This window comes from Saccharothrix sp. NPDC042600 (assembly GCF_040647305.1).
Lineage (GTDB): Bacteria > Actinomycetota > Actinomycetes > Mycobacteriales > Pseudonocardiaceae > Actinosynnema > Actinosynnema mutabilis.
In genome coordinates this window covers 69,527-86,490 of sequence record NZ_JBEZBW010000026.1, presented here as the reverse complement: position 1 = coordinate 86,490, position 16,964 = coordinate 69,527, and the positions used below count along the sequence as shown (strand labels likewise).

The window sequence follows — 16,964 nt, the reverse complement described above, 5'->3', positions numbered from 1 at the left end:
CCACGATCCGGGACCGGAACCGGCCGAGGTCGTCGCCGAAGTAGTGCGCGGCGCCGGCCTGCAGCCGGGACAGCCCGTGCCCGGGGTCGTCGGCGGGCGACGGCGGTCCGTTCTGGTGCGCGGGCGTGCCGACCCTGCAACTGCCCCGGGTGGACACCCTGGGCCGGGCGGTGCGGGAGCTGAGCGCGACACCCCGCGAAGAAGTCTCGCGCCGAGTGGTTCTTGAAACGCCCCTCCATCGGTAACATCGTCACAAAACCATCCGGTGGGTACTGGGGAACGGGGTTGCCTGGTGGGATCCTCCGACCGCACGGTCGTCATCGTCGGAGCGGGGCTGGGCGGGACCGCCACCGCCCTGCGCCTGCTCCAGTTCGCCCGCGAGCCGCTGCGGGTGGTGCTCGTCGAACGCCGCCCGGAGTACCGCAACGGCGGTGTCGCCTACCACCGGGCGGGCAACCACTGGCACCACGTGTTCAACATCCAGGCCGGTCGCATGGCCGTGTTCCGCGAGGACGTGGACGACTTCGTCGCCTGGGCCAACCACGAGGCCGACCGCGCCGACTGGCCGGACCCGTGGCGCGAGCACGTGTTCACCGAGTCCGGGCCCGCGCCGCGCCGGATCTACCCGGACTACCTGGCCGACCGCCTCGCCGCCGCGGTCCGCGAGGCGCCGCCCGGCGCGTCCCTGGTCCAGGCCGACGGCGAGGTGGTCGACGTCGAGCCCGAGGGCGCGCGATTAGCGGTGACGATCGAGGGCTTCTCCTTGCACCCCAACGAGAAGCGCACCGTCCTGGCCGCCGACCACGTCGTGGTCGCCACGGGTCTGGAGAAGCGGCGCCCGGTGTTCGCCGACGCTGTCCTGGACCACCCCGCGTTCGTGCGGGACCCCTACTCGCACCACGGGATCGAGCAGCTCCTGGCGTTGCCGCCGGACGCCGAGGTCGCCGTGGTGGGCACGTTGCTCAGCGCGTACGACTCCGCCGCGCTGCTGCTGCGCCGAGGCCACACCGGACGCATCCACATGATCTCCCGGTCCGGCCTCACCCTGCGCACCTACCCGACCGACCACCGCCACCGCGTCCTCACCCTGCCGCCGCCCGAGCTGCGCGCCGACCGGTACGAGGGGCGCGAGGCGCTCGTGCGGCGGTTCCGGGCCGAGTGGGCGCGGGCGTGCGCGGCGGTGGCGCGCGACCACCCGGACGTCTCGCCGGTCGTGGTCACCGAGCGGGTGTCCAAGTCGTGGGAGCCGTACCTGCCGGAGATCCTGCGCCGCGTCCCGTCGGCGGACCTGCGGGCGCTGCTGGACAGCTACGGCAGCCTGCTGGCCACCCTGCGGGTCAGCGCCGTCGCCTACACCACCGAGATCGTGGACGAGGCGATGCGCGCCGGCCGGATCGCGGTGACCACCGGCAAGGTCGAGCGCATCGAGGACGCCGGCGGCCGGCTCGCGGTGTCGGTGTCCGGCGCGACGCCGAAGACCATCGAGGCGGACCTGGTGATCTCCAACTTCGGCCGCGAGTCGGACTACGCGCGGGTGGACTCGGCGTTGTGGTCCACGTTGCTGCGCAAGGGCTTCGCCGTGCCGCACGCCCGGACCGGGCGCGGGGTCGAGGTGGACGCGGACGGCACCCTGCTCGGCGCGGACGGCCGCCCCGCCGGTCCCCTGTCGGTCATCGGCAGCCCGCGCGAGGGCGACGAGATCGTGCGCAACGGCCGCACCGGCGCGTTCACCTTCAACCTGGCGGCGATCAAGAACCACTCGGTCGGCGTCGCGGCGGCGGTGCTGCGCCGGTTGGAGTCGTGCTACGACCAGGCCGAGGTGGAGGTCCCCGACCCGGCGGCGTTCCAACGGTCGGTGATGCTGGAGGTCCGCCGCATGGCCGCCCGCACCCGCCACGAGCGCGAGGCGTTCGCCGCGCAGGTGGAGACGTGCATGGGGGCGTTGCGGCGCGCGGGAGTGCCGGAGCGGGCGCTGCGCCGCGCGGTGAACGCCGCCGCCACCGAGAAGCTCAACGACCTGTCCGTGACGCCGCGTGAGCTGCGCGCGCTGCTGGGGTTGGGGGGTGACCCATCGGGCAGCCGTGAAGATGCGGCCTCCGCCGACCGGCTGCCAGCCTGATCTTGGGCAGGCGCCGATCGGATGGGGGACGACAGGTGGGTCCACGCGAGGTTCCCGGGGTGTTGCTGGTCGGCACGCCCGCCACGAGCGTGCGCGGCACGTGCAACCGCTCCGGCCGCCGCGGTGACGGGTCGGTGCTGGTGGTCGAGACGCTCGGCCCGGACCTGTACGACACGATCGTCACCTCGGCCGCGGTGATCTGCGCCCGCGGCGGGCGCACCGGTCACATGCAGTCGCTGTGCCGGTCGCGGGGCATCCCCGTGCTGCGCGTGCCGCCGGAGGAGCTGGCCGGGATCGACGGCGAGGTCACCCTGCGCATCGACCGGCAGTCGGTGGTGCTCGGCGACGCGGAGGGCCTGGCGGCGCTGCCCGAACCGCCCGCCGTGGCCGTCGAGGACCTGGAGTCGGTGTGCGTGGTCGTCGCGGACGCCACCGACATCCAGTCCACCAACGCCGTCGCCCCGCGCGTCGAGCAGGTGGACTCGTACTTCATCCGCGAGGAGTTCGTGTGCCTGTCGGCGGGGTTGAGCCCGCTGGACGCGCTGCGCGGCGGCGTCGAGGAGGCCGAGCGCTACGGGGCGGCCATCGCCGCGGAGCTGTGCTCGATGGTCAAGGAGCTGCTGCCCGGCCAGCGCGTGATCATGCGGCTGCTCGACCTGCGCTCCGACGACGCCGCCCGGATCACCACCGGCGTGGCCGTGGACGACGAGCCCAACCCCGAGATGGGCAACCACGGCGCGCGCTGGCTGGTCGAGGAGCCGCTGTACCCGCACGCGTTCCGCGCGCTGCGCGCCCATGTGGCCGAACGCCTGGGCCAGGACGCGGACCGGTTGAGCTTCGCGGTGCCGTTCATCAACGACCCGGACGAGTTCCTGCGCCTGCGCCGCCACCTCGACCTGGGCGGGGGCACCCCGCTGTCGGTGTTCGTGGAGACGCCCGCCGCCGTGCACCACACGGGCGAGTTCTGCGCGGCCGGGGCGAGCGAGATCTTCGTGGGCACCAAGGACCTCATCCAGTTCTACCTGGCCGCCGACCGGGGCAACCACCTGGTCGCGTCGGTCTACCAGACCCGGCACCCGGCGGTGCTGGCCGGCCTGCGGCACGCCGTCGAGTCCGGCCTGGAGACCGGCACCCCGGTGCACGTGTTCGCCCTCGGCGCGGACCTGGCCCACTACATGCGGCACCTGCCGACCGGCCGGTTCATGATGTGCACCGCCGAACTCCAGGACCTCGCGCGCGCCGGGCGGCGCTGACCGGCACGGTCACCCCAGCAGGCGGGCGCGGAGTTGGCGGGCCTGTTTGGGCATGTTCCAGCCCAGCACGCCCACGGGCACGCCGTCGCGGTGGTGCACGGTGACGAACCGGCGCGCCCCCACGTCGCCGTCCACCACCTCGGCCTCGCCGGTCGGCACGCCGTGCAGGTGGATCCGCGCGTCGAACTGGTCGGTCCAGAAGAACGGCACCGGCGCGTAGACGCGGTCCGCGCCCAGGATGTTGTCGGCCACGGCGGCGGCCTGCTCGGTGGCGTTGGTGCGGTTCTCCAGGCGGATCGGGCCCAGCCGGTCGTGGTGCCAGCGAGCCACGTCGCCGACCGCGTAGACGCCCTCGGCGGCCCGGCAGCGCGCGTCGCACACGACCCCGTTGTCCAGCGCCAAGCCGCTGTCGGCGAGCCACTCGGTGTTGGGCAGCGCGCCCAGCGCGACCACGACCACGTCGGCGGGCAGCTCCTCGCCGGTCGCGAGCAGCACGCCGCGCACCCGGTCGTCACCGGTCAGGCCGCTGACGGCGGCGCGGACCAGCCGCACGCCGTGCGCGGTGTGCAGGCCGGCGAGGACCTCCGCCGCGTGCGGCCCGAGTTGCAGTTCCAGCGGTGCCCGCAGCGGGCCGACCAACGTGACGTCCAGGCCCAGGCCCCGTGCGGTGGCGGCGGTCTCCGCGCCCAGGACGCCGTCGCCCACCACGACCAGCCGCGACGCGCCCAGCAGGTCCGCGCGCAGGGCCAGCGAGTCGTCCAGGGTGCGCAGCACGTGCACGCCGGCCAGCCGGTCCTGGTCGGGCAGCCGCCGGGGCCGCACACCGGTGGCCAGCACGACGGCGTCGCCGGCCAGGCCGAGGCCGCTCGCGGTGCGCACGGCGCGGCCGGGCACGTCCAGCGCCACCGCGGGGTCGCCCAGCACCAGCCGGGCGTCCACGGCACGCAGCCGCGTCCGGTCCGGCTCCCACGTGCCCGCGAGGACCTGCTTGGACAGCGGCGGCCGGTCGTAGGGCGGGTGCGGCTCGGCCCCGAGCAGGGTCAGCTCGCCGGTGAACCCCCTGCGCCGCAACGCTTCGGCGGTGCACAGACCGGCGGCCGACGCGCCCACCACGACAACCGAACCGACAGCGCCCGAAACCACCGCGCCCGAAACCACCGCGCCCGAACCCACAGCGCCCGAATCCGCCGGGTCCTGGGTCACCGCAGGCCGATCGCGCCCGCCGGGCACACCGACACCGCCTCGCGGACCGCCGCGTGCAGGTGCTCGGCCGGCTCGGCGTCCAGCAGCACCACCACGCCGTCCTCGTCGCGCTGGTCGAACACCTCCGGCGCGGCCATGACGCACGCGCCCGCGCCGCAGCACTTGCCCTCGTCCACGAAGATCTCCACCCTGACTCCTCTCCTCACGCGCCGGCCGTGCTGACCGGCGCGAGCCACAGGCCGACGATCGCCGAGATCAACCCGGCGGCCGTGTCGTCCCACGACGCCCGCGCGGTCGGCGCCCGAACGGCCAGCGCGCGTTCGCGTTCCGCGCACATGTGCAGCACGAGGTGGCGGGTCATCGCGCCGCGTTCCAGGTAGACCGGCACCGGCAGCGCGGGCAGGCACCGGTTGAGCCCCTCGACCACGCGCCGCACGGGCTCGGCGTCCAGCGCTTCGTCCAACAACACCTGGCGCAGCGCCGGGTCCGCCACCACCCGCGCGCCGAACCGGGCGATCCAGGTGGGGCTGCCCAGCGCGGCCAGGTGGTCGGTCCACGGCCGCACCAGGCACGCCACCCAGTCCCACACATCGTCGCTGGCGCCGACCTCGGCGAGCATCCGCGCCCGTGCTCGCTCCATCGGCCCGGTGTGCCGCCGCACGACCGCGCGCACCAATTCCGCGCTGGGCCGCACCGCGTCCACCCCGCGCTCGGCCACCAGGCGTTCCGCCTCCGCCAGCTCCCGCGTCCCGGGTGAGCCCACCGCCCTGCCGCTCATCGCTCCCCAGCCCCAAGCGCACACCGGTCAATCAACTGACTTAACACTACACGTGATCGGGGCGTGACAGTCCGTTCAAATGGGGGTCAGCGACGGGACACCGGGGCCAACCACAGCCCGGTGATCGCGTCGACCAGGCCGGTCGCGGTCTCGTCCCAGCCCGCGCCCGGGATGGCGGTCCCGTCGGCCACCGCCCGCTCCCGCTCCGCGCACACGTGGACCATCAGGGTGCGCACCATGTCCGCCCGCTCGGTGCGGACGTCCGCGGGCAGGTCGGGCAGGCACCGCGCCAGGCCCGCGACGACCTCCCGCAGCGACGGCGTGGCCAGCGCCTCCTCGACGATGATCGCCCGCGACGCCGGGTCGGTCGTGACCTGCGCGGCGAAGCGGGCGAACCAGGTGCGCTCGCCCAGCCCCGCCAGGTGCGCGGTGACCGGCCGGACCAGGCACGAGATCCACTCGCGCACGTCGTCCGCGCCCTCGGCGGCGGCGACCATCTCCAGCCGCAGCGCCTCCATCGGCTCGACGTGCCGGCGCACGATCGCGCGCACCAGGTCCGCTTTCGTGCCGAAGTGGTAACCGACGGCGGTGTTGTTCCCCTGCCCCGCGGCGGCGCTGATCTGCCGGTTGGACACCGCGTGGAGCCCGTGCTCGGCGAACAGCCGCTCCGCGGTGTCCAGGATCTGCCGCCGGGTGGCGCCGACCTGCTCCGCCCTGGGGGTCCTGCCGACGTCGGTCACCACGGTCACCACCGTACCGGCACTTCGCGCAGCCCTCCGACCACCAGCCCCTCGACCCGGTTAAGCTCCGCCGGCTCCACCGCGAGCCGCAGGTCCGGCAGCCGGCGCAGCAGGACTTCCAGCGTCACCTGGAGTTCCGTGCGGGCCAACGCCTGCCCGAGGCACGAGTGCGCGCCCGAGCCGAACGCCAGGTGCGGGTTGGGGCTGCGGGTCAGGTCCATCTCCGCCGCCCGGTCGAACGCCGACTCGTCCCGGTTGGCCGCGCCCATGCTGCACATCACCGTCGTGCCGCGCGGCACGACCTCGCCGCCGATCTCGGTGTCCTCGGTGATGTAGCGGGGCAGGCCGACACCGGGGTTGGCGTCGAACCGCAGCGACTCCTCCACCGCCGAGCGCACCAGCGACGGGTCGGCGAGCAGCCGCTCCCACCGGGACCGGTCCGACAGCAGCATGCCGACCATCTTGCCGATCATGTTCGCCGTGGTCTCGTGCCCCGCGACCAGCAGGCCCAGGCCGGTGGCCAGCAGGGCTTGCGGCGACAACGTGCCGTCGGTGATCAGGGCGCTGAGCAGGTCGTCGCGCGGCTCGGCGCGCTTGGCCTCGACGTGGGCGACCATGTAGCCGATGAACTCGGCCTGCGCGGTGCGGATCTCGTCGTCGGTGTAGCGGGTGAGGTTGAGCATCGCGTCCGACCAGTGGGAGAACCGGTCGCGGTCGGAGTCCGGCACGCCGAGCAGCTCGCAGATCACCCACACCGGCAACGGGAACCCGACCGAGGCCTTGAGGTCGGCGGGCGCGCCTTCGGCGACCATGGCGTCCACGAGCTGGTTCGCCATCGCCTCGATCGCGGGCCGCAGCGAGTTCAACCGCTTGACCGTGAACCACTTGCCCACCAGCTGCCGCCACCGCTGGTGCTCCGGCCCGCCGTCGGGGATCGCGGCGGCGAGGTCGTTGTTGAACACGCCGCCGGACTCGCTGTCGGCGACGCGGGCGGCGTCGGGCGCGTTGAGCCGGCGGGTGAAGCGCGGGTCGGCGAGCACCTGCTTGACGTCGGCGTACCGGGTCAGCACCACGGCCCGGTCGCCGCTGGGCAGCCGGATCGGGGCCACCGGACACCCCTGCCGCAGCCGCTCCCACTCGACCGGCGGCTCCAGCGCCGTCGGGTTGGGCAGGGGGTAGTCGAGCACCTCGTCGTGTCCCACGGGACAGCCCTCCTCCGGGTCGGTGTGCTGCTCCCCGTAGTCAGCCACCTCCACAGAGTTAAGTCAAGCGACTGATTTAAACGCGCTGCGGCTCGCAGACGACCCACGACAAGCGACGTGCTCGGCGAACTGCGCGGCGAGCCGGTCGGCGTCCACTTCGGTGATCACGCGACTCAACTGTAATCGGCGGAGTACCACCGTTCGGGCCGCATCCGCAGGGTCGCGATCCGCTGCCCCTCCAGGGTCTTGAGGTACTCGTCGGCGCCGTCCCCGAAGTACCGGCGGGCCAACGCGTCCACCTCGGCCCACGGCGTGTCCTCCACGACCCCGGTCAACGGCCCGGACACGCTGACGTACCGGTAGGGCGGGGTGTCGATCTGGGCGGCGAGGCTGAACCCGCCGGCGGCGGTGGCGAGCCGGTACTTCACGGCGTCCGGGTGGGTCTGCACGAGCACCTCCCCACCGGGCTCGTAGTGGTACCAGACGGGCACGGCCAGCGGCGGCCCTTCGGTCCGGGCGATGGCCATGACCCCGACGTGCACCCCGGCCAGGAACTCCTCGCGCTGGGCTGCGTCCATCACCGACATCTGCGGTCCTCCCCTGTGGTTGGTCTCGCCGTCCAGCCAACCGGTTCGGGCCCCGGTGATCCATGCGCAACCGTCGCCGCTGCATGCGTCTGCGTCTACGCGTACCGCCCGGACAGGAGCGTGCCCGCGCCCGGCGCCACCGCCCGCAGGCCGAGCGCCCGCATCATCTGGTGGGCCGTCGCGACGGCGGCGGACAGCACCGGCTTGCCCAACTCCCGCTCCACCACCTCGATCGCCGCCAGCGACGGCATCTGCACGCACGCCGACAACACGATCGCGTCCGCCGACGCGTGGTCCAACGACCGCGCGATGGCCACCAGGGCCGCCGGGTCGTGGGCCGCCACCGCCAGGTTGTCCGGGATCTCCAACGCCCGGTAGTCCACGACCTCCACCCCCTCCGACCGCAGGTACGCCACCACCGTCTCGGTCAACGGCCGCAGGTAGGGCGCGATCAACGCCACCCGCCGCGCCCCCATCACGCCCAGCCCCGCCACCAGCGCCCCGGCACTGGTCACCACCGGAGCAGGCGCGGTCAACGCCGACAAAGCCGCCTCGGACTCGCGGTGGTAGCCCGGCCCCATGCACATGATCGCCACCAGGCACGCGTACCCGAGCACGTCCACCCGCGCGTCGGAAAGCTCGATCGCGCAACGAGAGGAGTCCGCGTCCATCGCCGCCAACTCCGACTCGACCACCCGGGTCATGCGCATCCGGCTCGAATGGAACGTGAAGCGCTCCGGCTCCACCGCCTCCCGCGCCCGGAACAGCGCCGGGACCTCCACCTCCATCGTCACGTTCGAGCTCGGCACGATCTGCCCCACCCGGAACGTCCTCATCGCGCGTCCACCACCGGGTTGCGCAGCGTCCCGATCCCCGCCACCGACGCCTCCACGACGTCCCCCGGCCACAGGAACCGCTGCGGCGTGAAGCTCGCGCCCACCCCCGCGGGCGACCCGGTCGCGATCACGTCACCCGGTTCCAACGTCATGCCCGCCGTGATGTCGGCGATCAGCTCCGGGATCGTGAACAGCATGTACCGCGTGTTCGACTTCTGCTTGACCTCGCCGTTGACCCGCAACGACAGGTCCAGGTCGTGCGGGTCGGGCACCGCGTCGGCGGTCAGCACGGCCGGGCCGAAGGGCGCGTAGGAGTCCTGCCCCTTGGAGTAGAACCACTGCCCGGACCGGCGCTGGTCACGGGCGCTGATGTCGTTGACGATGCTGTACCCGAACACGTGGTCCAGCGCGTCCTCCACCGACACCCGGCGCGCGACGCGCCCGATCACCACCGCCAGCTCGCACTCCCAGTCCAACTGCGACGTCAGCGACGCGTTGTGCAGGATCGGTTCCCCGGGACCGATGACCGCCGTGGCGGGCTTGCTGAACAGCACCGGCCGCTGCGGCAGCTCGCGGTCGGTGTCCAGGGCGCGGGCGGACTCGGCCACGTGCTCGGTGTAGTTCAGGCCGACGCCGATGATCTTGCCCGGTCGGAACGGGGCGTGCAGCGTCACCGCGCTCAACGGCAGCGCCGGGCCGTCCACCGGGGCCGTGACGTCGAGCGGGGACGAGAACCCCGTGCCGACCACGGTGTCACCGCGCAGCTCCCCGACCCGGCGCGGCCCGCCGGCGGTCGAGTACGTGACCAGGAGCATGGCTCTCCTCTAGACCGGCTGGTGGCCGTCGTTGTCCGGGTAGGCCTCCTCGCGCCAGAACGCGAGCGCCCGCATCACCGGGAAGTCGTTGAACGAGAACAGGCACGCGTCGTCGGAGTCGCTGCCGTTGGCGTGCTCGTGCCAGGCCCACGACGGCACGCAGAAGATGTCACCCTGCGTCCAGTCGAACCGTCGCCCGGCGATGACCGAGTACCCGCTGCCCTTGGCGACGTTGTAGACGACGGACCCGGTGTGCCGGTGCGCCAGCGTCGCCTCGCCGGGGCGCAGCAACTGCATGTGGGCGCTCATCGTCGGCATGACCGACCCGCCGGTCAACGGGTTGCTGTACTCCATGATCACGCCGTCGTAGGGCGACCCGTCGATCGCCTTCGCCGCGTTGCGCAGCGCCTCGTAGGTCGGCTCCCACGGGTAGGCCAGCAGTGGCGAGTACGGCTTGGTCCACGTGTCGCCGAACCCGTAGGGCCGCAACTGGCCCGCGCCGTAGGTCAGCAGCGACCAGTTCTCCACCTTGCCCGGCTCCTGGTACACGTTCGGGTGGACTTCGTAGAAGTTCGCGTCGAACGCGTTGACCAGCGGGATGTCCAGCCCGTCCTGCCAGATGCACGGGCCCTCGGCGGACTCGTTGCCGTGCTCGTGCCACGTCCAGTTGGGCGTGATGGCGAAGTCACCCGGGCCGACCTTGAGCTTCTGGCCGTCCACGATCGTCCACGCGCCCTGCCCCTCGACCACGAACCGCAGCGCGGAGGCCTGGTGGCGGTGCGCGGTCATGGACTCCCCCGGTCCCATGACCTGCAGGCCGGTGTAGAGCAGGCCGACGGCGGCGGCGACGTCCTTGCGCTCGGGGTTGGTCAGCATCACCACGCGGCGGCCGGCGTCGTCGCCGGTGACCAGGTCGAGGGAGCGCAGCACCAGCGGGCGCAGGTCGGCGTAGCGCCACAGGGTCGGCACGGACTTCGGCTGCGGGTACCAGGGCTCGATGTCGTTGGCCACGGTCCACAGCGCGCCGGCCTCGTGGGTGGCCAGCTCGCGGTAGAAGGCCTTCAGTTCCTCGTTGTCGGTGACCCGCGCCCGCCCGAGGACGTCGTCGCTGAGCGTCATGGCAGCTCCTGTGTTCGATTGCGCCGCCTTCGGCGTCGCGGGCGAGGCCGCCCCGATGTCGGCTTGTCGCGCCGTCTTTCCCGCCGATCGAAAAGCGTGATCGTCGGGAAAGGCGACCCGACAAGCCGACGCGGCCTCGCCACCGTAGTGCTGTTTCTTGACGGTCGTCATCGAACCGCTATAGCGTCGGAGCTGTCAAGGGAGGGGTCTATGGCCGACGCGCCCGAGGTCACGATCGAGCGGGTGGTCGAGTGGCATGACACCGACGCCGCCGGCCACCAGCACCACTCGGCGATCCTGAGATGGGTAGAGGCCGCCGAAGCCGAACTCCTGCGCGCGCACGGCCTGGACTGGTTGTTCGGCCGCACCCCCCGAGTCCGTCACGAAGTCGACTACCGCGCCCGACTGCGGTTCGGCGAGACCATCCGCACCCGGCTGTGGGTCGCCTCGATCGGCCGGACCTCCCTGCGCTACGCCTTCGAGGTCCACGGTCCGCAAGGCCTGGCGGCACAAGGCCACGTGGTCATCGCCCACGCCGAACCCGAGGACGACAAAGCCAGCCCGTGGCCGCCGCACGTGCGCGCCGCCCTGGGGCCGTCATGAAGGTCGCGGTGATCGGCGGCGGGCCCGGTGGCCTGTACTTCGCCGCCCTGGCCAAGGAACGCGACCCCGCCCGCCGCATCACGGTCTGGGAGCGCAACGCCGCCGACGACACGTTCGGCTTCGGCGTGGTCTTCTCCGACGACACCCTCGACGGCATCGCCCGCGCCGACCCGGCCGTGTTCGCCGCCATGGAAGCCGAGTTCGTCCGGTGGAGCGACATCGACATCCACTACCGGGGCACCGTCCAGACCTCCGGCGGCCACGGCTTCGCGGCCATCTCCCGGAAACGCCTGCTGGAGATCCTCCAGAAACGCTGCGCCGACCTCGGCGTGGAGGTCCGCCACAGCACCACCGCGCCCCCGGCCGCCGAACTCGCCACCCACCACGACCTGGTCGTGGCCGCCGACGGCGTCAACTCCGCCACCCGCGCCGCGCACGCCGACGTCTTCCGCCCCACCCTGGACGTCCGCCGCTGCCGCTACATGTGGCTGGCCACCGACCACGTCTTCGACGCCTTCACCTTCCTCATCGCCGAAACCGACGTCGGCCCGGTGCAGGTCCACGCCTACCCCTACAGCGCCGACCGCAGCACCTTCATCGTGGAAGTCCCCGAGGACACCTGGCGCCGCGCCGGGTTCACCGACCCCGACCTCCCGCCCGGCGCGAGCGACGAGGACAGCGTGGCCCGCTGCGCCGACCTGCTGGGCTACCGGCTGCTCACCAACAACTCCCGCTGGCTGCGGTTCACCACCGTGCGCAACCGGACCTGGCGGCACGGCAACGTCGTCCTGCTCGGCGACGCCGCCCACACCGCCCACTTCTCCATCGGCTCGGGCACCAAGCTCGCCATGGAGGACGCGGTCGCGCTCGCCGACGCCCTGCCCGACCTCGACCGCTACGAACGCGAGCGCCGCCCGGTCGTGGAGTCCACCCAGCGCGCCGCGCAGGCCAGCCTGGAGTGGTTCGAACGCATCGGCCAGTCGGTCGGCCAGGACCCCGAGCAGTTCGCGTTCAACCTGCTCACCCGCAGCCGCCGGGTCACCTACGACAACCTGCGCCGCCGCGACCCGGCCTACACCGCCGCCGCCGACGCCTGGTTCGCCCGGCACTGCGGCGGCCCGGACACCCGCCCGCCGCTGTTCCAGCCCTTCCGGCTGCGCGGCGTCGAGCTGGTGAACCGGGTCGTGGCCGCGCCCATCGCCACCGACAGCGCGACCGACGGCGTCCCCGGCGACGCGGAACTGCTGCACCTGACCGGCAAAGCGCTCGGCGGGGCGGGACTGGTGCTGACCGGCATGACCGCGGTCGGCCCGCACGGCCGTGCGACACCGTCCTGCCCCGGCCTCTACACCGACGCGCAGGTCCAGGCGTGGCGGCGCGTCACCGACGCCGTCCACACCCACACCGACGCGCGGATCGGCGTGCAGCTCAACCACTCCGGCCGCCGAGGCTCGGCCCCGGTCGGCCCCTCCCTCGTCCCCTACGGCTCGCTGCCCCTCCCCCGCGCGCTGACACCGGACGACCTCGACGTGATCGCCGACCAGTTCGCCGAAGCCGCCCGCCGAGCCGCCGAAGCCGGGTTCGACGTGCTGGAAGTCCAAGCCGGGCACGGGTTCCTGCTCTCCACGTTCCTGTCGCCGCTCACCAACCACCGCGCCGACGCGTTCGGCGGGCCGCTGACCCACCGCCTCCGCTTCCCGCTGGCCGTGCTGGACGCCGTGCGGGCGCGGTGGCGAGGACCGTTGCTGGCCCGGATCTCCGCGGTCGACTGGGCACCCGGCGGGACCACGCTGGAGGACGCGGTCGAGATCGCCCGCGCGTTCGCCGAGCACGGGGTGGACGTGGTGGACGTGTCCAGCGGCGAGGTCGTGCCCGAGCAGCAACCCGCGTACGGGCGCAGCTTCCAGACGCCGTTCGCCGAACGCATCCGCGCCGAGGCCGGTGTCCCGACCCTGGCCGTGGGGGCGATCTCGACGTGGGACGACGCGGCCTCGATCATCCTGGCCGGGCGGGCGGACCTGGTCGGCGTCGGCCGCGCGCACGTGCACGACCCGGCCTGGACGCTGCACGCCGCCGCCGCGCTCGGCTACACCGGACCCGGCGCGCGGTGGCCCCGCGTCTACGCCGCCGGCGAGGCCGCTCCCCGGCCCGAACCCGAACGGCCCGCCAGGAGGGCGTGATGGACGAGTTCCCGAGGTTCACCGCGGCGGCCGTGCAGACCGCGCCGGAGTACCTGGACGCGGCGAAGACCGTGCAGAAGGCGGTGTCGCTGATCCGGGAGGCCGCCGCCAACGGGGCGTCGCTGGTCGCGTTCCCCGAGGTGTTCGTGCCCGGCTACCCGTACTGGAACTGGACGATGAACCCGGTGGCCGGGTCGCCCTGGTACGAGCGGCTCTACCGGGCGGCGATCGACGTGCCGGGCCCGCACGTGGACACCCTGCGCGCCGCCGCCGCGGCCACCGGCACGACCGTCGTCATCGGGGTGAACGAGCGCGGCAAGCACAGCCTGGGCGTCCTCTACAACACGGCGCTGGTCATCGGCCCGGACGGCACGGTGCTGGGCGCGCACCGCAAGCTCGTGCCGACCTGGGCGGAGAAGCTGACCTGGACCGGGGGTGACGGCAGCTCGTTGCGCGTCCACCGGACGCCCGTGGGTCCGCTGGGCGTGCTGGCGTGCGGCGAGAACACCAACACGCTCGCCCGGTTCGCGCTGCTGGCGCAGGGCGAGCTGGTGCACGTGGCGAACTACATCGCCCTGCCGGTCGCGCCGGCCGACTACGACATGGCGGAGGCCATCGCGATCCGCACCGCAGCGCACGCGTTCGAGGGCAAGCTGTTCTCGGTCGTGTCGTGCTCGACCATCTCCCCGGCGATCGTGGACGCCGTCGCCGGTGACGATCCCGTGGCGCGGGAGTTGCTGGCCCGGCCGCGCAGCGCGTTGTCGGGGATCTTCGGGCCCGACGGGCGGCCGGTGGTGCAGCCGCTGATCGACGACGAAGGGGTGGTGTACGGGGAGATCGACCTGGCCCGGTGCATCCAGCCCAAGCAGATGCACGACATCATCGGCCACTACAACCGGTTTGACGTGTTCTCGTTGCACCTCAACGGTCAGCCGTTGCGGGACTGAGCACGTCCGACGGGGTCCCGGCCGCCGCCCACTCGCGCAGCCGGAACCGTTGCAGCTTCCCGGTGTCGGTGCGCGGCAGCTCGGTGACGAACTCGACCGCGCGCGGGTACTTGTACGGGGCGATGGTGGCCTTGACGAAGTCCTGGAGGTCGGCGGCGGTCACGCCCTCGGCGATCACGTAGGCCTTCACGATCCAGCCCCGCTCGTCGTCCGGGGCCGCGACCACACCGCAGTCCTCGACGTTCGGGTGCCGGTTGAGCGCGGCCTCGACCTCGGGGCCGGCGATATTGTAGCCCGCGGAGATGATCATGTCGTCGTTGCGGGCCTGGTACCAGAAGTAGCCGTCGGCGTCGCGGACGTAGGTGTCGCCGGTGATGTTCCAGCCGTTGTGGACGTAGGCGGCCTGGCGTTCGTCGGCCAGGTAGCGGCAGCCCGTGGGGCCGCGCACGGCCAGGCGGCCGGCGACGCCGTCGGGCACCGGGTGGCCGTCTGCGTCCAGCACGGCGGCTTCGTAGCCGGGCACGACCTTGCCGGTCGCGCCGGGCCGGACCTCGTCGTCGGCGGCGGAGATGAACACGTGCAGCATCTCGGTCGCGCCGATGCCGTCGATGACGCGGGTGCCGGTGGCGGCGTGGAAGTCCTCGGAGACCTGGGCGGGCAGCGCCTCCCCGGCCGAGACGCACCGGCGGACGCCGCGCAGCAGGTCGGCCTTGCCGGCGGCGAGGATCGCGCGGTAGACGGTCGGCGCGGTGAACAGGACCGTGACGCCGTTGGCGTGGGCGGTCTCGGCGAGTTCGACCGGGGTCTGGCGTTCCAGCAGGAGGGTGGCCGCGCCGGCGCGCAGCGGGAACACCAGCAGGCCACCGAGCCCGAAGGTGAACGCCAGCGGCGGGGTGCCGGTGAACAGGTCGTCCGGGCGGGGTCGGACGGTGTGGGCGGAGAAGGTGTCGGCGATGGCCAGGACGTCGCGGTGGAAGTGCATGGTGGCCTTGGGGCGGCCGGTGGTGCCGGAGGTGAAGCCGAGCAGGACCACGTCGTCGGCGGCGGTGTCCACGGCGGTGTAATCGGCCGGGGCTGCGGCGCTGAGCTTGTCCAGTTCTTCCTGGCCAACGACGGTCATGTTGTCGCGCAACGGTTCCAGGGCGTCGGTGAACCGGTCGTCGCACAACGCCAGGAACGGTTTCGCGGTGTCGCAGACGGTTCGCAGTTCGCCCGTGCGTAACAGGGGCATGGTGGCCACGACGACGCCGCCCGCTTTGACGACGGCGAGCCAGCAGACCGCGAGCCACGGCGTGTTGGGGCCGCGCAGCAGGACCCGGTTGCCCGGCACCAGGCCGAAGTGGTCGGTGAGGACGTGGGCGAGCCGGTTGACGCTGTCCCGCACGTCGCCGTAGGTCCAGCGGTGGCCGCCGCCGAGCAGGCACGGCCGGTCGGGGCCGAGGCGTTGCGCGGTCCGGTCGAGCAGGACCTCGGCGCAGTTGAGGCGTTCCGGGTGGTCCAGCGGGCGCAGGTCGGGCCAGAGGTGCGCGGGCGGGAGGTTGTCCCGGCAGAAGGTGTCCCGGTGGGCGGAGGGTGAGAGCTGCATCGCGCTGCACCTCGCTTGGCCGCGTGGCGGAAGGTCGGAACATCGTATTGCGGGCTTGTGACGGCAGTCAATGACACGACATGCCACGCGAGCGGGTTAAGGTGTGCGCGTGACGATGCTCGACCTGGACGAACCGGCCCTCGACGCGGCCCCGGGCCGGGGCACGCAGCCGCGGCAGCTGATCGTGACGCTGTACGGTCTCTACGCGCGGCCCAGCGGCGGGTGGCTCGCGGTGGGGTCGCTGGTGCGGTTGCTGGCCGAGCTGGGCGTGGACGAGCCCGCGGTCCGGTCGTCGGTGTCGCGGCTCAAGCGGCGCGGCATCCTGGACCCGCGGGCGGTGGACGGCATCGCCGGGTACGCGCTGACCGCGCAGGCGCAGGAGATCCTGCGCGAGGGCGACTACCGGATCTTCGAGCGGGTGCGGGCGTCGATGGCCGACGGGTGGCTGCTCGCGGTGTTCTCCATCCCGGAGTCCGAGCGGCAGAAGCGGCACGTCCTGCGCACCCAGTTGACCAAGCTGGGCTTCGGCACGGCCGCGCCGGGCGTGTGGATCGCGCCCGCGCACGTGTACGAGGAGGTCGCCGAGCGGCTGACCCGGCTGGGGCTGCGCGACTACGTGAACCTGTTCCGGGCCGACTACCTCTCGGCGATGCCGGACCTGGCGGACAAGGTGCGCCAGTGGTGGGACCTGGACGCGCTGGACCGCCTCTACGCCGACTTCTGCGCCGCGTACTCGTCGGACTCCGGCGGCGAGGTGTCGGAGCGGGAGGCGTTCGTGGCCTACGTCCGCGTCCTGACCGACTGGCGACGCCTGCCCTACCTCGACCCGGGCCTGCCGCCGGAGGTGCTGCCGCGCAAGTGGAGCGGCACGCGGGCGGTGGAACTGTTCGAGTCCGCCCGAGCGCGCCTGGAAGGCCCGGCGCGCCGCCACGCGATGCGCGTCATCTCCCACCGCTGAGGGCGTGGCGGCCGACGCGCATGGCACCTCGGCTTGCCA

16 protein-coding genes are annotated in these 16,964 nt (G+C 73.0%); 6 read left to right on the top strand and 10 right to left on the bottom strand.

Translation table 11 applies throughout. The features are described from left to right. Positions 1–292: 292 nt before the first annotated feature. Both AB0A74_RS18565 and AB0A74_RS18560 read left to right on the top strand, forming a co-directional pair. The gene (locus tag AB0A74_RS18565; RefSeq protein ID WP_358250909.1) at positions 293–2,119 is read left to right on the top strand and encodes an FAD/NAD(P)-binding protein; all 1,827 of its coding nucleotides are present in this window, start codon (positions 293–295) and stop codon (positions 2,117–2,119) included. Between the two features lie 59 nt (positions 2,120–2,178). Continuing rightward, complete coding sequence (locus AB0A74_RS18560; RefSeq protein ID WP_358250907.1) at positions 2,179–3,372, top strand: putative PEP-binding protein; 1,194 nt, start codon at positions 2,179–2,181, stop codon at positions 3,370–3,372. 9 nt (positions 3,373–3,381) lie between these two features. Here AB0A74_RS18560 and AB0A74_RS18555 read toward each other — a convergent pair whose 3' ends face one another. The 9 genes from AB0A74_RS18555 to AB0A74_RS18515 form a co-directional block, all read right to left on the bottom strand. Further along, on the bottom strand, positions 3,382–4,485 hold the full coding sequence (locus tag AB0A74_RS18555; RefSeq protein WP_358250905.1) for an FAD-dependent oxidoreductase: 1,104 nt from the start codon (positions 4,483–4,485) through the stop codon (positions 3,382–3,384). Between the two features lie 86 nt (positions 4,486–4,571). Continuing rightward, the gene (locus AB0A74_RS18550; RefSeq protein WP_358250903.1) at positions 4,572–4,763 is read right to left on the bottom strand and encodes a ferredoxin; all 192 of its coding nucleotides are present in this window, start codon (positions 4,761–4,763) and stop codon (positions 4,572–4,574) included. Positions 4,764–4,777: 14 nt separating this feature from the next. Further along, a complete protein-coding gene (locus tag AB0A74_RS18545) occupies positions 4,778–5,353 on the bottom strand; it encodes a TetR family transcriptional regulator (protein ID WP_358250901.1) in 576 nt (191 codons plus the stop codon). 86 nt (positions 5,354–5,439) lie between these two features. Next, on the bottom strand, positions 5,440–6,096 hold the full coding sequence (locus tag AB0A74_RS18540) for a TetR family transcriptional regulator (RefSeq protein ID WP_358250899.1): 657 nt from the start codon (positions 6,094–6,096) through the stop codon (positions 5,440–5,442). A gap of 2 nt (positions 6,097–6,098) precedes the next feature. Continuing rightward, positions 6,099–7,295: a cytochrome P450 gene (locus tag AB0A74_RS18535; protein WP_358250911.1), complete on the bottom strand. Its 1,197-nt coding sequence runs from the start codon at positions 7,293–7,295 to the stop codon at positions 6,099–6,101. Positions 7,296–7,468: 173 nt separating this feature from the next. Then, complete coding sequence (locus tag AB0A74_RS18530; protein ID WP_358250897.1) at positions 7,469–7,882, bottom strand: pyridoxamine 5'-phosphate oxidase family protein; 414 nt, start codon at positions 7,880–7,882, stop codon at positions 7,469–7,471. Between the two features lie 95 nt (positions 7,883–7,977). After that, positions 7,978–8,718 carry an Asp/Glu racemase gene (locus AB0A74_RS18525; protein ID WP_358250895.1) on the bottom strand — a complete coding sequence of 247 codons (741 nt, stop codon included), beginning with the start codon at positions 8,716–8,718 and terminating at the stop codon, positions 7,978–7,980. Then, positions 8,715–9,533 (bottom strand): fumarylacetoacetate hydrolase family protein, encoded by an 819-nt coding sequence (locus tag AB0A74_RS18520; protein ID WP_358250893.1) that lies wholly within the window; start codon positions 9,531–9,533, stop codon positions 8,715–8,717. The genes AB0A74_RS18525 and AB0A74_RS18520 overlap by 4 nt, the downstream gene beginning before the upstream one ends. Before the next feature lie 9 nt (positions 9,534–9,542). Continuing rightward, positions 9,543–10,652: a cupin domain-containing protein gene (locus tag AB0A74_RS18515; protein ID WP_358250891.1), complete on the bottom strand. Its 1,110-nt coding sequence runs from the start codon at positions 10,650–10,652 to the stop codon at positions 9,543–9,545. Positions 10,653–10,862: 210 nt separating this feature from the next. Here AB0A74_RS18515 and AB0A74_RS18510 point away from each other — a divergent pair, with 210 nt between their 5' ends. The 3 genes from AB0A74_RS18510 to AB0A74_RS18500 are packed head-to-tail and all read left to right on the top strand — an operon-like array spanning position 10,863 to position 14,382. Further along, entirely contained in the window at positions 10,863–11,255 is a 393-nt protein-coding gene (locus AB0A74_RS18510; RefSeq protein WP_358250889.1) for a thioesterase family protein, read from the top strand. Next, the gene (locus AB0A74_RS18505) at positions 11,252–13,435 is read left to right on the top strand and encodes an FAD-dependent monooxygenase (protein ID WP_358250887.1); all 2,184 of its coding nucleotides are present in this window, start codon (positions 11,252–11,254) and stop codon (positions 13,433–13,435) included. The genes AB0A74_RS18510 and AB0A74_RS18505 overlap by 4 nt, the downstream gene beginning before the upstream one ends. Beyond that, positions 13,435–14,382, top strand: coding sequence for a carbon-nitrogen hydrolase family protein (locus tag AB0A74_RS18500; protein ID WP_358250885.1), 948 nt, complete (start codon positions 13,435–13,437; stop codon positions 14,380–14,382). Before AB0A74_RS18505 ends, AB0A74_RS18500 begins: the two co-directional genes overlap by 1 nt. On the opposite strand, the gene AB0A74_RS18495 is transcribed toward AB0A74_RS18500, so the two are convergent. Beyond that, on the bottom strand, positions 14,357–15,967 hold the full coding sequence (locus AB0A74_RS18495; RefSeq protein WP_358250883.1) for an AMP-binding protein: 1,611 nt from the start codon (positions 15,965–15,967) through the stop codon (positions 14,357–14,359). The two genes, AB0A74_RS18500 and AB0A74_RS18495, sit on opposite strands and share 26 nt — an antisense overlap. A gap of 115 nt (positions 15,968–16,082) precedes the next feature. Between AB0A74_RS18495 and AB0A74_RS18490 the strand changes: the two genes are divergently transcribed. Continuing rightward, positions 16,083–16,925: a PaaX family transcriptional regulator C-terminal domain-containing protein gene (locus AB0A74_RS18490; protein ID WP_343933637.1), complete on the top strand. Its 843-nt coding sequence runs from the start codon at positions 16,083–16,085 to the stop codon at positions 16,923–16,925. Positions 16,926–16,964 lie beyond the last annotated feature (39 nt).